10 protein-coding genes are annotated in these 14,882 nt (G+C 71.1%); 8 read left to right on the top strand and 2 right to left on the bottom strand.

The features are described 5' to 3' along the window. Position 1: 1 nt before the first annotated feature. The 6 genes from WMF22_RS41665 (at position 2) to WMF22_RS41640 (ending at position 10,185) form a co-directional block, all read left to right on the top strand. Positions 2–574 (top strand): gamma-butyrobetaine hydroxylase-like domain-containing protein, encoded by a 573-nt coding sequence (locus WMF22_RS41665; protein ID WP_438033351.1) that lies wholly within the window; start codon positions 2–4, stop codon positions 572–574. After that, positions 571–1,344 (top strand): ribosome biogenesis GTP-binding protein YihA/YsxC, encoded by a 774-nt coding sequence (yihA, locus tag WMF22_RS41660; protein ID WP_438033350.1) that lies wholly within the window; start codon positions 571–573, stop codon positions 1,342–1,344. The genes WMF22_RS41665 and yihA overlap by 4 nt, the downstream gene beginning before the upstream one ends. 207 nt (positions 1,345–1,551) lie before the next feature. Then, positions 1,552–4,143 carry an NADH-quinone oxidoreductase subunit L gene (locus WMF22_RS41655; RefSeq protein WP_437295475.1) on the top strand — a complete coding sequence of 864 codons (2,592 nt, stop codon included), beginning with the start codon at positions 1,552–1,554 and terminating at the stop codon, positions 4,141–4,143. A 7-nt stretch (positions 4,144–4,150) separates the two neighbouring features. Next, positions 4,151–6,409 carry a complex I subunit 4 family protein gene (locus tag WMF22_RS41650; RefSeq protein WP_438033349.1) on the top strand — a complete coding sequence of 753 codons (2,259 nt, stop codon included), beginning with the start codon at positions 4,151–4,153 and terminating at the stop codon, positions 6,407–6,409. A 3-nt stretch (positions 6,410–6,412) separates the two neighbouring features. After that, on the top strand, positions 6,413–7,933 hold the full coding sequence (locus WMF22_RS41645; RefSeq protein WP_437295473.1) for an NADH-quinone oxidoreductase subunit N: 1,521 nt from the start codon (positions 6,413–6,415) through the stop codon (positions 7,931–7,933). A gap of 98 nt (positions 7,934–8,031) precedes the next feature. Further along, a complete protein-coding gene (locus tag WMF22_RS41640; RefSeq protein WP_438033348.1) occupies positions 8,032–10,185 on the top strand; it encodes a beta-galactosidase in 2,154 nt (717 codons plus the stop codon). Between the two features lie 71 nt (positions 10,186–10,256). Here the strand turns inward: WMF22_RS41640 and WMF22_RS41635 are convergent, their stop codons facing one another. Then, positions 10,257–10,874, bottom strand: coding sequence for a TM2 domain-containing protein (locus WMF22_RS41635; protein WP_437295471.1), 618 nt, complete (start codon positions 10,872–10,874; stop codon positions 10,257–10,259). Between the two features lie 193 nt (positions 10,875–11,067). On the opposite strand from WMF22_RS41635, the gene WMF22_RS41630 reads away from it, so the two are divergent. Then, a complete protein-coding gene (locus WMF22_RS41630; RefSeq protein ID WP_438033347.1) occupies positions 11,068–12,207 on the top strand; it encodes an AI-2E family transporter in 1,140 nt (379 codons plus the stop codon). A gap of 57 nt (positions 12,208–12,264) precedes the next feature. Here WMF22_RS41630 and mrtC read toward each other — a convergent pair whose 3' ends face one another. Next, the gene (mrtC, locus tag WMF22_RS41625; RefSeq protein ID WP_437295469.1) at positions 12,265–13,089 is read right to left on the bottom strand and encodes a myxosortase MrtC; all 825 of its coding nucleotides are present in this window, start codon (positions 13,087–13,089) and stop codon (positions 12,265–12,267) included. 240 nt (positions 13,090–13,329) lie between these two features. Here mrtC and WMF22_RS41620 point away from each other — a divergent pair, with 240 nt between their 5' ends. Further along, positions 13,330–14,745 carry an extensin family protein gene (locus WMF22_RS41620; RefSeq protein ID WP_438033346.1) on the top strand — a complete coding sequence of 472 codons (1,416 nt, stop codon included), beginning with the start codon at positions 13,330–13,332 and terminating at the stop codon, positions 14,743–14,745. The last annotated feature ends 137 nt before the right edge of the window (positions 14,746–14,882 follow it).

Below are 14,882 nucleotides of genomic sequence, written 5' to 3'. Positions count from 1 at the left end.
CGTGCGTGACGTGCGCAACGCGCGCAACGTGCGCAGCCGCGGCCCGCTCCCGCTCCGGCTGGCCCGAGGCGCCGCGGAGGGCGCGGAGAGCGCCGGCGCGGTCGAGCCCGCGGGAGCCCTGGAAACCCCGGAGACACCGCGGGATCCGAGAAAAGCGGAGCGGCGCGCGGCCGACGCGCCGCGGCGCTTTGCAGCGCCGGATCGGCGTGGTACTGCCGTCGGCTGGAAGGGCACGATGCCGCAGGATCCGAAGCTGACTCCCACTCAGGTCAAGGCGCCGCACGGCGCGCGGGTGATGGAGATCCACTGGGCCGACGGCCACCGCAGCGTCCTTCCGCACGAGATCCTGCGCGGGTACTGCCCGTGCGCGAACTGCCAGGGGCATGGCGGCACGATCAACTTCGTGCCCGGCGGCGACCTGAACGTCCGCGAGATCGAGCAGGTCGGCAACTACGCGCTCCAGTTCACGTGGGGCGATCGGCACGACTCGGGCATCTACACCTTCCGGTACCTGCGCTCGCTCTGCCAGTGCGACGAGTGCAAGCCGCAGTTCCAGCCGCCCCGCTCGAAGTGACCACCTCCCGCCGCGCCCCCAAGCCTCAAGCTGCTCCGCCGGCGCGCGCCGAGCGGCAGCTCGATCCGTTCCAGATCGTCGACTCGTCCTTCGTCGCCGGCGCGGGCTCGCTCGCGTCGCTCCCTCCGCCCGTCAGCGCGGAGGTGGCGTTCGCCGGGCGCTCGAACGTCGGCAAGTCGAGCCTCATCAACACGCTCGTCGAGCGCAAAGGGCTCGTCCGGACGAGCTCGAACCCCGGCTCGACGCGGCAGATCAACCTCTACGAGGCGCGGGCCCGCGACGGCGCGGTGTTCCAGCTCGTGGATCTGCCGGGGTACGGCTTCACCCGGCGCTCGAAGTCCGAGCAAGCGGCGTGGGCGTCGCTGATCGAGGGGTACCTGCGCGGGCGCGTCACGCTCGCCGCGGTGCTGCTCCTGGTCGATGCGCGGCGGGGCCTCGAGGAGGACGATCTCGAGCTCATCCGCTTCATCGAGGCATCCCGCGACGTCGCGCGGCGGCCGGTGGAGCTCTTGCTCGTCGCGACGAAGGTCGACAAGGTGCAGCGCTCGTCGGTCCGGCGCGCGCTGGACCAGCTGTCCGCGGCGGCCCCGCGCGCTCCGGCAGCGCGCGGCGGTCTCCGCCGCGCGATCGGGTTCTCGTCGATCACGGGCGAGGGCCGGCGGGATCTGTGGCTCGCGATCCGGCGCGTGACGCAGCTCGGCGGCGCGGCGCCGTCATCGAGCGGCGGCGCCGCGCGCGAGGACGATGACCAGCGGACGACCGACGGCTGACCTCGCAGAGGTGCGAGATGCGCGCAGGAACAGCGCGTCTCGCCGTGGAACAGGGCCGATGGAAGTATTGACCCGCCCTGTGACCCTCCATTAACGTGCGGCTCCTCCGGTTCCGCGGGGGAGTCACCAGAGCCGACTGACACGTCGCGGGGTGGTTGCAGAGCAAGACGCGCGTGCCGGCCCACGTTCTCACCGGCTGCCCCAACGATGCCCGACTACTCCGGCCAGGTCACGCACGTCCACACGGCGCTGACGCCACTCTGGTGGATTCCGCTCCTGCCGATGCTCGGCGCGGTGATCAACGCGCTGTTCGGCCGCGCGTTGCAGCGGAGCGCGTTCGGTCGGGGCGTGTCGAGGCGGCTCCACATCGGGAGCTTCGGCGTCACGCTCGTCGCCGTGGGCGCCATGCTGGGCGCCTTCGCCCTCGGGCTCGCGAGCTTCGTCCAGCTCGTCGGGCTCGCTCCGGGGGAACGCGCGCTCTACAGCTTCGCCTGGCAGATGATCCGCATCGGATCGCTCGACGCGAACTTCGCGTTCGTGATGGATCCGCTGAGCTGCCTCATGACGCTGATCATCACCGGCGTCGGCACGCTCATCCATGTTTACGCCGCCTCGTACATGGAGGCCGAGCCGGCGTACTGGCGATTCTTCACCTACCTGAACCTCTTCGTCTTCTCGATGTTGCTCCTCGTCCTCGGGGACAACTTCATCGTGATGTTCTTCGGCTGGGAGGGCGTCGGCCTCTGCAGCTATCTGCTCATCGGGTTCTGGTACAGCGACTACAAGAAGGCCTCTGCCGGCATGAAGGCCTTCGTCGTGAACCGGATCGGCGACTGGGGCTTCGTGTGCGGCCTCGCGCTCCTCTTCTGGGGTCTCGGCGCCAGGTGGCTCGACGACGGCCGGTTCCTCTCCGATTACCGCGCGCGCTTCATCGCGGTGGCCGCGGAGGCGCGCGGCGATCACGGCGCCTCCGCCGGGGCGAAGGACGGCGCCGGCGGCAAGGCGGGCGAGCGCAGGGCGCAGCCGCTCGCCGGGGCGAAGGGATACCTCACCTTCACCGGTCACCCCGGCGCGCGCGTGTACCTCGGTATCGCCGACGCCGCTCAGCTCGCCTCGGGCCCGCGGCCGTTCGGCGTGTCCCCCTTCATCCGCAAGGAGATCGACGCCGGGGCGCACTCCGTGGTGATCGTGCCGGGAGACGGCGCCGTGATCGCGGGCGACGGCGTCGAGATCGCCGCGATCGAGCGGATGCGCGTCGAGCCGGGCAAGGAGATCGTGGTGGCGACCGTGGGCTCGACGGTCACGTTCCGCGAGATCCACGATCAGCTCGTGATCAAGGACGCGAGCGGCAAGGCGTTCCTCAAGGATGCCCTCGAGTCGAAGACGGTGTGGGGCGGCGTCGCGCTGATCACGCTGGCTTGCCTCTTCCTCTTCGTCGGCGCCGCCGGCAAGAGCGCCCAGATCCCGCTCCACGTGTGGCTGCCGGACGCGATGGCCGGCCCGACCCCCGTCTCCGCGCTGATCCACGCGGCCACCATGGTCACGGCCGGCGTTTACATGATCGCGCGCCTCAGCTTCCTGTTCTCGCTGAGCCCGGTCGCGGGCGGCGTCATCGCGCTGATCGGGGCCTCGACGGCGCTCCTCGCGGCCTCGATCGGCTTCTTCCAGTACGACATCAAGAAGGTGCTGGCCTACAGCACGGTGAGCCAGCTCGGCTTCATGTTCATCGGGGTCGGCGTCGGGGCGTACTGGGCCGCCGTGTTCCACCTGATGACGCACGCCTTCTTCAAGGCGTGCCTGTTCCTCGGCTCCGGCTCGGTGATCCACGGGATGCACGCGGTGGAGCACGACGAGGCCGCGGCCCAGGACATGCGCAACATGGGCGGCCTCCGCCGCGTCATGCCGCTCACGGCGCGGACCTACCAGGCGGCGTGCCTCGCCATCACCGCCGCGCCCATCCCGTTCTTCGCGGGCTTCTGGTCCAAGGACGAGATCCTCTGGAAGGCGTTCGGCACCGAGAACACCGGCCCGATCCCGGGGCTGCTCGTCTACGGGATGGGCCTCGCGGCGGCGCTCGGCACCTCGTTTTACATGTGGCGGAGCTACTTCCTGACGTTCGAGGGGCCCCACGCCCGCAAGGAGATCGAGACCCAGGTCCACGAGTCGCCGCCGGCGATCACCTGGGTGCTCGCGGTGCTGGCGGTCCTGTCGGCGGGCGCGGGCGTCGTGTTCGGCTTCTCCAGCCACTTCGTCGGCGGCCACGGCGAGCCCCTGCTCGAGGCGTGGCTCCATCCGGTGTTCGCTCACGCCGACGTCTCGTTCCGGCGCCACGGGCTGGGGCTCGAGCTCGCGCTCATGGCGCTCTCCGTCGGCGGCGCGATCGTCGCCTTCTCGCGCGCGCGCGCCCGCTACGGCGCGCGTCGCTCCCCGCGCTGGGCCGAGGAGGAGCGGCGGCTCCCGGGCTTCCAGCTGCTCTCGAACAAGTACTACGTCGACGAGATCTACGACGCGACGGTGGTGCGCGCCGCCCTCTCGCTGCGCCTCTTCTTCGCCGAGATGGACCGCTGGATCGTCGACGGCATCGTCAACGGGATCGCGGTCCTGGCCCGGGCCGCCGCCTGGGTCACGGGCGCCATCGATCGGTACCTCGTCGACGGCGTCGTGAACCTCGTCGCCGAGGGCACGCTGAGCGCCGGGGCGAGGCTCCGCTCTCTGCAGACCGGGCGCATCCAGAGCTACGTCTACTTCCTCCTGGGCGGCGTCGCCTTGTTCAGCATCGTTCATTACTTCCTGCGGTGAACGGCCGATGTCGAACCTCTCCCTCGTCAGCATGCGCCGTGGATTCGCCCTCGCGAGATCGGCCAGGTCCACCTCGATGAAGCTCCTGATCCCCCTCCTTGTCGCGCTCTCCGTCGTGCTCGGGGCCGCGCCGCCGGCGCAGGCGCTCGGAGCGCCGAGGGCGCCCGGGCCGCGCGGCCAGATCGCGCTGCGCGCGGAGCCGCCCGGCGCGCCTGTCGAGCTCGCCGCGAGCGGGCCGGATCACGTCGGCTCGTTCACGATCGAGAACCAGGGCGACGGGCCCTTGAAGGTGACGCGGGTGATCGTGCGGACGTCCCCCGAGGACCCGCGCGTCCCGCCGGGCGTCAGCGTGAAGCTCGAGGGCGGCGGCACCGCGGCGACCCTCCCGCCGGGCGCGAGCCGGAAGGTCGTTGTCCGGTGGAAGACCGCGGGCGTGCGCGCGCGGGAGCTCTACGGGCACGTCGTCGTCGAGTCCGACGCGGTGGCGGCCGGCGCGGCCGGCGCGCTGGAGGTAGCGCGGACCGTCGCGATGGGCATCCACGCGGAGCGCGGGAGCAGCCTTGGCTTCGTCGGCGACCACATCCTCTCGATCCTGACGTTCCTGCCGCTGCTCGGCGTGGTCGCGGTCTTCCTCGCGCACCTCTTGCGTTATCGGGACGACAGGAAGCTCCGGCTGATGACCGTCGTGCTGATGGGCGTGAACCTCGTGCTCGCGGCGTGGCTCTACGCGCAGTTCGACCGGGGCTTCACCCGGGCCGACGGGAACGACGGCTACCAGTTCATCGAGCACGGCGTGTGGATCCGCTCGCTGAACGTCGAGTACTTCGTCGGCGTCGACGGCGTGTCGATCTCGATGGTCCTGCTCACGGCGCTGATCTCGTTCGTGGGCGCCCTCGCGAGCTACAGCGTCCACGACCAGCTCAAGGGCTACTTCGCGATGTACAACCTCCTCGTCACGGGGATGTTCGGCGTCTTCATCGCGCTCGACCTGTTCCTCTTCTTCGTCTTCTGGGAGGTGATGCTCCTGCCGATGTACTTCCTCATCGGCATCTGGGGCGGACCGCGGCGCGAGTACGCGGCGATCAAGTTCTTCCTCTACACGCTGGCCGGCAGCGTCTTCATGCTGCTCGCGTTCATCTGGTTCTACCTGAACGCCGGCCACACCTACCTGGTCGACGGCCAGGCCACCGAGCGCATCTTCTCGATCCCGGAGCTCTCGCGGGTCGCCTGGGCGGCGCAGGGTCTCACGATCCTCGGCGTCGCTGCGGTGAAGGTGGTCTGGATCTGGCTCTTCGTCGGGTTCGCCATCAAGATCCCGATGTTCCCGTTCCACACCTGGCTGCCGGACGCCCACGTGGAGGCGCCGACCGCGATCAGCGTGATCCTCGCGGGGGTGCTCCTCAAGATGGGCACCTACGGCATCCTCCGCATCAACTTCACCCTGCTGCCCGAGGCGACGCAGTGGGCCGCGCCGGCCATGGCGGTCTTCGGGGTGGTCAACATCCTCTACGGCGCCTTCTGCGCCATGGCGCAGAGCGACCTGAAGAAGCTCGTGGCCTACTCCTCCGTCAGCCACATGGGCTTCACGCTGCTGGCGCTCGGCGCGATGACGCCGCAGGGCATCCAGGCCTGCCTCGTCCAGATGTTCAACCACGGCCTGATCACCGGGATGCTCTTCACCCTGGTCGGCGTGGTCTACGACCGCGTGCACACGCGCGACATCGACAGGTTCGGCGGCCTCGCCTCGGAGATGCCGCTCTACACCGCGCTCGTCGGCTTCGCGTTCATGGCGTCGCTCGGCCTTCCCGGCCTGTCCGGCTTCTGGGGGGAGGCGATGACGTTCATCGGCGCCTTCCCGCGCTACCGCGCCCTCACGATCCTCGCCGCCGTCGGCGTGATCCTCACCGCGGCCTACCACCTCTGGGCCCTCCAGCGGATGTTCCTCGGCACGTTCCGCGCGTCGTGGCGGCAGAGCAAGTACCTCGAGCCGTTCGGCGGGAAGTTCCCGGAGATCAGCGGGCGGGAGCTCGCGTCGATCGCGCCGCTCGCGGCGCTGGTCCTCGTCCTCGGCTTCTGGCCGCGCCCGCTGCTCAGCCTCATCGATCGCGGGGCCCTCGACGTGCACCGCCTCGTCGACAGGCCGGGGCAGTCCCAGATCGCCGGCGCAAAAGGCGCAGACAGCGCGGGCGGCGCCGCGCACGCCCGCGCGGGCGCCCCGGAGGAGGGCGCCTCGCCGGGCCAGGGCGCCCTCGCCAGCGCCAGGTAAGCCGTGGAACCCCGCACCCTCGACAACGTCGCGAGCCTCGCCTACTTCGCGCCGGAGCTCGTCCTCATCGCGGCGGCCCTGCTGCTCGTCGTGTGGGACCTCGCGTCCCCGGCGCGCCTCAAGCTCGCCGGCCTCGTGATCCTCAGCCTCGCGGCGCTCGCCTGCTCGGGCGGGCTAGGCGCGTACTTCCTCGCGACGGACGCCGCCCCTCGCGCGCTCTTCCACGGGCTGCTCGCGTTCGATCGCTTCTCGAACCTCTTCCGCGTGATCTTCGCGCTCGTCACCGGGGCGATCGTCGTCTTCCTGGTGCCCCCGCGGTCCCCCGGGATCGAGCCCGAGCTCCGCCGCGACTCGGGCGAGCTCTTCACGCTGATCCTCGTGCTCTCGCTCGGCATGAACCTGATGGCGGCGAGCCGCCACCTGCTGCTCATCTACCTGTCGATCGAGCTCGTCAGCGTCATCAGCTTCGTGCTGGCGGGCTTCAAGATCAACGACGCGAAATCGAGCGAGGCGGCGCTGAAGTACGTCATCTTCGGCGGCGTCGCGTCGGGGATCATGCTCTACGGGATGAGCTGGATCTTCGGCATCACCGCGTCGATGCGGCTCGACGAGTGCGCGGCGCGGATCGCCGCGCTCACGGCGCAGCAGGGCAAGGTGCCGGAGGTCGTGTTCGTCGGCACGGCCTTCATGCTCGCGGGCTTCGGCTACAAGATCAGCGCCGCCCCGTTCCACATGTGGACGCCCGACGTGTACGAGGGCGCGCCGACCCCGGTGACCGCGCTCCTCTCGGTGGGGCCGAAGGCGGCCGGCTTCGCGGTGCTGATCCGCTTCTTCTCGGACGCGCTCGGCGCCGGGAGCGCGCCGCCCGGCGTCGCGACGCCGTGGCCGGTGCTCTTCGGCTGCCTCGCGATGGCGACGATGACCGTCGGCAACCTGTCGGCGCTCGAGCAGGAGAACGTGAAGCGCATGCTCGCCTACTCGAGCATCGCGCACGCGGGGTACATGCTGCTCGGCTTCTCGGTGTTCAGCGGCGCCGGCGTCGCCGCGATCGCCTTCTACATCGTCACCTACTGCTTCATGAACCTCGGCGCGTTCATGGTGGTGATGGCCGTGGCCGAGGAGAGCGGCGGAGACGAGACGTTCGCCGCCTTCCGGGGGCTCGGGCGCCGCGCCCCGCTCGTCGCCGCGGCGATGGCCGTGTTCCTCGTCTCGCTCACCGGCCTGCCCCCGACGGCGGGCTTCATCGGCAAATTCTACCTCTTCTCGGCGCTGCTCGCCGCCGGGGGCGCGTGGAGCTGGGTCCTCGCGGTCGTCGGCGTGCTGAACAGCGTGATCTCGCTCTTCTATTACGCGCGCCTGCTCCGCACGATGTATCTCGACAGGAGCGATCGCACCGAGCCCACACCGGTGCGGCCGCTGCTCGGCGCGACGGCGTGCGCGCTCGCGGTTCCGACCGTGCTGCTCGGGGTCTACTGGGGGCCAGTCTACGACGTCGTGGCGCGCTCGGTGGCGATCCTGCGCTGAGCGCTGCGCCACGGCGCCGACGCCGTCCCGATACAGCGCGCGCCGGGCCGAACGCGGCGGTATCGATCTCCCCGCGATCCTTGCTAGTGTGCGCGCGCGTGGCCACGACCCAGGACGCGATCTCTCCAGAGGAACGTTTCGCGCGGGGGGTACGCCTTGTCCCGGGCGGCCTGGACATCGGCGGCAAGCTGGTCCCGCTGTACGCCGGCAGCGTGCACTACTGGCGGCTCGACCCGCAGCACTGGCGCGCTTGCCTCGAGGCCACGCGGTCGCTCGGCGTTCACCTGATCGACATCTATGTGCCGTGGGCCGTTCACGAGACCGGCCCGGGGCAGTTCGATTTCGGCCGGCTCGATCCGCGCCGCGACGTCGGCGCCTTTCTCCGCCTCGCGCACGAGCTCGGCTTTTACGTCATCGCCCGCCCGGGCCCGCACATCAACGCGGAGCTCACCTGCTTCGGCATCCCCGAGCGCGTCATCTGGGACCCGAGCTGCCAGGCACGCTCGGCGCGCAACAACCCGGTCGTGCTCCCGATGTTGCCGTACGGGTTCCCGGTCCCGAGCTACGCGAGCAACGCGTTCCACGACGAGGTCGCCCGCTATTTCAACGCGCTCGCCCCGGTCCTGAAGCCGCACCTCTACCCGGACGGGCCCATCGTTCTCTTGCAGATCGACAACGAGGGCGCGCTCTACTTCCGCGACGGGGCGTACGACCAGGATTACCACCCGGACGCGATCTCCCTGTACCGCGACTTCTTGCGCGAGAAGTACCGGACGATCGAGGCGCTCCAGCGCGCGTATGCGACGAGGAGGGGGGAGCCCGCGCCGGAGGGCGACGCGACCGAGGACGTCGGCGCGGCGCTCGTGCGCGCGATCGGCCGCGAGCGCGCGCAGGCCGAGGAGGGCGATCTGCGGTTCGCCACGATCACGCCGCCGGTCGCGTTCGACGCCGAGACGCCGGCCGATCTCGCGCGCCACCTCGACTGGAGCGAGTTCCACGAGCACCTCCTCGAGACCGCCATGGGGCGCTTCGCGCGGGCGCTCTCCGCGGCGGGCGTCGATGGCCTGCCCACGATGCACAATTTCCCGATGGGACAGGACGCGACGCCGCTCAACCCGGCGCGCATCTCGCGCGTCGTCGACCTCGTCGGCCTCGACTACTACAGCGTCGCGAGCCCGAGCAGCCGGCAGATCCTCGCCCGCCGGACGAGCGAGCTCGCCGTGCGCTGCGAGGCGCTCTCGCTGCCGCCCTTCGCTTGCGAGATGGGCGCCGGCTTCCCGCCGTTCTTCCCGCCGCTCGAGGAGCGCGACAGCGTGTTCGTGATGATGGCCGCGCTCGCGTACGGGCTGCGCGGGTACAACATCTACATGGCGGTCGAGCGCGACCGCTGGATCGGCGCGCCGATCGATCCGCGCGGCCGCCCTCGCCCCTTCGCCGCCTTCTGGCGGAAGCTCTCCGCGGCGCTCGAGGCGACGCGGTTCCACGAGCTCCGCCGCCCGGCGCCGGTGCGCATCGTCACGCCGCGCACGGAGCGCCGGCTCTCCCGCGTGATGCATGCCTTCGGCCCGCTCACCGGGGCGTTCTTCTCGATCATGAACTTCGGCGCCCGCGATCGCTGCCTCGAGGACGACCTCGGGCTCGGTTACCCGCTCGCGGTGGAGTCCGACACGTTCGTTCGTGCGTTCGAGGAGGCGCTCGACGCGCGCGGCGTCCCCTACGCCCACGTCGGCGGCGAGGATCGCGACATCTCGCTCGTCGGGGCGCGCTGGGTCATCTGCGCCACCTCGGGCGGCCTGAGCCCGGAGCTGTTCGCGTGGCTGGAGGCGACGTCCCGGCAGGGGACGCTGATCACGCTCGGCCCCCGCGAGCCCACCTTCGACGGCGCCTTCCGAAAGCTGCCGCGGCCCTACGATCTGAAGCGGCTCCTCGCCCCCGGGCAGAACCTGCCGGCGCTCCTCCAGGACGACCCCGCCGCGGCCGACGCCGCGGTGTCGCGCGCCATCGACGCGCTCGGCCTGCCGGCCTTCGCGTGTGATCCCGACAGCGTCTTTGCGACGCTGCACGAGGACGCGTCGGGCACGCCGCGGGTGCTCTTCTTGCTGAACCCCGGAGACGCGGACGTGGTGGCGCGCGTCACCGTGAGCGCCCAGCGCGCGCGCGATGTGCTGGACGACGCGCACTTCGAGGCGCGGCGCGGGGCGCTCGAGGTGCGGCTCGTGCCTCGCTCCGTGCGGATGCTCGCGCTGGAGTAGCCCCGTCGCCGCGCGCCGCGCGGCGACGGCCAGCGAGGCTCGGTATCCTCCTGACCCGGTGTGCCCCTCGATCAGCGCTCGAACCGCAGCGAGTTGCCCTCTGCGTCGCGGAAGCGGCCCATGCCGATCATGAGGATGTCGATCAGCGACCAGATGCCGAGCCCGCCGCACGTCAAGAGCTTCGCTATGCCGAGCCCGGTCTGTCCCAGATAAAAACGATCTACGCCAAAGTAGCCGAGGAAATAGGAGAGCAGGAACAGCGTGGACTGGCTCTTGGTCGGGTGGCCGACGGGCGCGTCGCGCCTGAGCACGAGCCCCTGGGCGTCTCGCATCGATCCGGTGCCGATCAGGATCGTGTCGATGAGGCTCCAGAAGCCGAGGCCACCACACGTGAACAGCTTGAGGAGCCCGAGCCCCGTCTGGCCCAGGTAGAAGCGATCGACGCCGAAGGTCCCGAGAAACACGGCGAGCATGAAGGCCGTCGCCTGGTCCTTGTCGGAATAGGCCTGCGCCGGGGCGCCGTGAGGCGGCGGCGGGCCCCAGCCGCCTCCTGGCGGCGCGCCGTAGCCGCCTGGGGGCGCACCGTAGCCGCCGGGCGGGCTCGACCCCCAGCCGCCATTCCCCCAGCCGCCGCCTGCGTTGCCCCAGCCTCCGCCTCCGGGCGGAACCCCGCCTCCGCTGTTGCTCATCCTCGTTCCCTCCAGCTGATGCGGCTGTGGAGGCGGCCGTGCGCCCCGCGGTCGTCAGCCGAGCCTGACTGTATCCTGGAACCGCGGCGCCGCGCTTGCGCAACGCGGAAATCGCTGGTGGTTGCCGGAGGCCCACCCTACCTTGGCCCACGAGGGGCCGCTGAGCGCGGCGCAGGAGCGAGCGCACCCGGCGATGCAGCAAGATTTTCAGTCCGATCGATGGCTGTCGTTCGCCCTCCGGGCGGGGCTCATCGCGCTGTTCTTCTGGATGGTGAAGGGGCTGCTCGTCCCCGTCCTGCTCGGCGGTCTTGTCGCGCTCCTCGTCTCCCCGCTCCAGCGCCGCCTCGCGCCTCGACTCGGCCGCTTCCGCCAGTTCGCGCCCGCGATCTCGACGGTGGGCGTGATCATCCTCGTGTGCATCCCGCTCGCGGTGATCATCATCGAGGCCTCCGCCTCGATAAGCCGCTTCTTCGCGCGGGATTGGTCGAACACGATCGAGCGGGTCGAAGGCCTCCTGAACGACGGGAGGATAACGGGGCTCCTCAACAGGGCTGGCCTGTCCGGGGACGATGTCCGCACGTACGTGAGCAACCTGTTCGAGCGGGTGGGCAGCTCGATCGCCGGCTTCGCGGGCGGCATGGTCGCCGCGGTGCCGCAGACGATCGTCGACGCGTTCCTGTTCGTCGTCGGGCTCTACTACCTGCTCCGCGACGGGGGCCTGCTGCTGCGCTGGCTGCTCACGCAGTCGCCGTTCAGGAACGAGGAGACGGACGTCCTCTTCACGTCGATCCAGGACACGGTGCACGGCGCCGTCCTCGGCCTGCTCGCGACGGCGGCCGTCCAGGGGACGCTGACGACGATCGCGCTGTTTGCCTGCAAGGTGCCGGGCGCGTTCCTGTTCGGCCTCCTGGCCACGTTGCTCTCGCTCGTCCCCATGATCGGCACCACGCCGGTCACGCTGGGGGCGGCCATCTACCTGTTCGTCGTCGGGCGCATCGGGGCGGGCATCGGCATGTGCGCCGCGGCGGTGCTCATCGGGCTCTCGGACAACGTGATCCGACCGTGGGTCCAGAGCTCGCATGGCGGGATGCACCCGCTCATCGCGCTCCTCGCCATCTTCGGCGGGCTCGAGCTGTTCGGCGCGGCGGGGATCTTCATCGGCCCGGTCGTCGCCGCGATCGTCCTCTGGGCGGTCGACACGCGCGCGGGCATCTCCAGCTCGGGCCTCCCGCTGGGCCCGCACACGTCGCAGCCGCCCCCCTCGCTGACGTCGCCGACATCGCGACCGCCTCCGACGTCGCGACCGCCTCCGACGTCGCGACCGCCGGCGTGACGCGGCGGCGCGCCGGAGCGCCGCGAGAGGCGCGGTCCGCGCCCTCGAGCGAGGCGCTCACGGCGACAGGCCGTAGCCGCGGGCGAGGGTGAGGGAGAGGAGGTTGCACGCCGCGTGGAACACGACCGGCGCCCCGATGCCGCCTGTGCGCGCCCGCAGCCATCCGAAGAGGAGCGCGGGGAAGAAGACGGCGAGCCGGGCCGGGTGCTGGATCGTGAGCACGTGGCCGATCGCGAAGATCGCCGACGAGAGGAGCCACGCCGGTCCGAGCGTCGCGCCGGCGACGCGGAAGCGCGGCGGGAAGACGCGGTCGAGGGCGCTCTGGAGGTAGCCCCGGAAGAACGCCTCCTCGGGCAGCGCGACGACGAGCAGCTGCGCGGCGATCTCGTCGGCGAGCGAGGGCGGCGGGCGCAGCACGAACGGCGAGGTCGCGCCCCAGTACAGCCGGTAGCCCAGCCAGAAGAGCGGGAAGACGATCGCGGCGACCAGCGCCGCCCAGGCGACGGCGTGGAGCGCGGCGCGGGCGAGGCGCCTCGCCGACAGCGGCACGGGCTCGAGGAGCCCCCCGAGGGACAGGCCGTGGGCGCGGATCGTCGACTCGTCGTACCTCAGCACGAGCCAGGACGTCGCCGCGAAGAACGTGAGGCCGACGAGCGTGCCGGCGTAGCTCTTCGGCGCGGCGTAGGACACCGCCGTCACGGCGGCGGTCGTGATGCCAGCGGCGAGGAGCGCGCGCGCCGCGGTCGGCTCGGGCGGCCGCGGGCGCGCGCGCTCGTCGACGCTCGCGTGCGCGGCGTTCGCGTCTGCCGGCGCGCCAGCTGTCTCGTCGCCGGCAGGTGCGCGGGCGTCTCGGCTCGGTTCGATGGGTGTGGGCGGCTGCAAGGCGTGTTCGTCGCGGAGGGGAGCGCGCGGTGCGGGGGCGTACGTGGGGATCGCGGCGATCAGGGGGCGCGGCCGCGCGCGCTCAGCCTAGCCGCCACGATGTCCCTCCGCGATGGTCTGCGCTCGGAGCGGCGCGATTCGGGGGCTGCACACGGGTCCAGCGACCGCCCATTTTCTAGCCTTCCAGCCCGGCCACGTTAGAGTGCGGCCGCTGTGGCGTTTTCCCGACTTCGCTGTCTGATGAAGCCGTTGGCCTGCGCGCTGCTTGCGTCCATCGCGACGCTCGGTCCGGCGCCCGCGTCGGCCGCGTCGCCGTTCCTCATGACGCCGGCGGCGAGCGTCGCCGAGGCGTCTCCGGCGTACCGCTACGCCAACATGACGAACGAGGAGGCGCTGGCGGAGCTGGATCGCCGGAAGATCCTGTACCTCAAGGTCGACCACGCGCCTGGGGTGCGCGCTCCGATCCGGCTCACGGGTCGGCTGAACGGCGTGAACTTTCATTCGGTGCTCCCGCCCGAGCAGCGCGTGACGAGCATGTTCGAGATCCTGGACGCGCGCCTGGCGCTCGCCCTCGACGATTTCGCGGCCGTGCTCTCGAGGCACGATATCGACGAGGTCGTCCATTACACGATGTATCGACCCAACGTGCCGATGCGCGGCCTCGAGGGCGTGGACGGCGACGGAGAGCACGGGCACCCGATCGCTCATGCCAAGGCCGCTGACAGCGCCGTGCAGCGGGCAGCGGCCGCGGACGGCGCTGCTCGCGAGGAATCGACGAGGCAGGCCTCGCCGGTCGAGCCTGCGCCGCTGGTGGAGCTCGGCAAGAAGGGCGCGCTCGATGGGACATCCAAGGCACCTGAGGAGCGGCCGCGACGCCTGAAGGAGAAGGGGGCCGCGGGGGCCGGGCCCAAAGAGAAGGGGTCCGCGGGGGCCGGGCCGAAGGAGAAGGCCGCAGCGGAGGCCGCGCCGAAGGAGAAGGCCGCAGCGGGGGCCGCGCCGAAGGAGAAGGCCGCAGCGGGGGCCGGGCCGAAGGAGAAGGCCGCAGCGGGGGCCGCGCCGAAGGAGAAGGCCGCAGCGGGGGCCGGGCCGAAGGAGAAGGCCGCAGCGGGGGCCGCGCCGAAGGAGAAGGCCGCCCTGGAAGCCGATCCAGGCGCCGCTTCCAAGGCTCCTGGCCAGCGGACGCGGACGATCGCTGCGCGCAGCGGGCCGGCCAAGAAGGACGCCGGCAAGGCCGGAGCGCGCCGCGCTGCTCGGCGCAAAGCCGCGGGGCCGACCCGGGCGACGACGTCTGCGGTCAAGCGCCGCGGCGACGTCGCGCTGCGCAGCGATGCAGGGCAGAAGCCCCGCGGCACGTGGGCTCCGCCGGGCACGCGGCACCCCGCCGGCCTGGCCATCGACGTCGGTGCGCTCAAGAAGCGCGACGGCACCTGGATCAGCGTCGCGCGCCACTTCCACGGCCGCATCGGGGACAAGACCTGCGGTGAGGGGGCGCCCCAGCCCGAGCTCCCCGAGGCGCGCGAGCTCCGGTCCATCGTGTGCGAAGCGGCGGACCTCGGGATTTTTACCTACGTGCTGACGCCCAATTTCAATGCGGCGCACGCCGACCATTACCATATGGAGATCAAGCCGGGCGTCCGGTGGTTCCTGTATCACTGAGCGAAGGCCGCGCGCCCCTTGTACAGCCCTGAACGGCTCGCCGCGCGCCCCACTGCACATCCGTTGATTGCGCGTTTTTTGATGATCTGAGCGGTTTGTTCGCGCAACTTCCGCCACGAGAGCGACGATTCCCTTCC

It is taken from the genome of Sorangium sp. So ce204 (assembly GCF_051526795.1).
GTDB lineage: Bacteria > Myxococcota_A > Polyangia > Polyangiales > Polyangiaceae > Sorangium > Sorangium cellulosum_B.
This window is presented reverse-complemented; position numbering and strand designations above follow the sequence as displayed.

Bases quoted from the DNA above. Each gene is read 5' to 3' on its own strand.
- WMF22_RS41655 (WP_437295475.1), top strand. From the start codon at position 1,552: ATGCCCGACTACTCCGGCCAGGTCACGCACGTCCACACGGCGCTGACG.
- WMF22_RS41650 (WP_438033349.1), top strand. From the start codon at position 4,151: ATGTCGAACCTCTCCCTCGTCAGCATGCGCCGTGGATTCGCCCTCGCG.
- WMF22_RS41635 (WP_437295471.1), bottom strand. From the start codon at position 10,874: ATGAGCAACAGCGGAGGCGGGGTTCCGCCCGGAGGCGGAGGCTGGGGC.
- WMF22_RS41630 (WP_438033347.1), top strand. From the start codon at position 11,068: ATGCAGCAAGATTTTCAGTCCGATCGATGGCTGTCGTTCGCCCTCCGG.
- WMF22_RS41620 (WP_438033346.1), top strand. From the start codon at position 13,330: ATGAAGCCGTTGGCCTGCGCGCTGCTTGCGTCCATCGCGACGCTCGGT.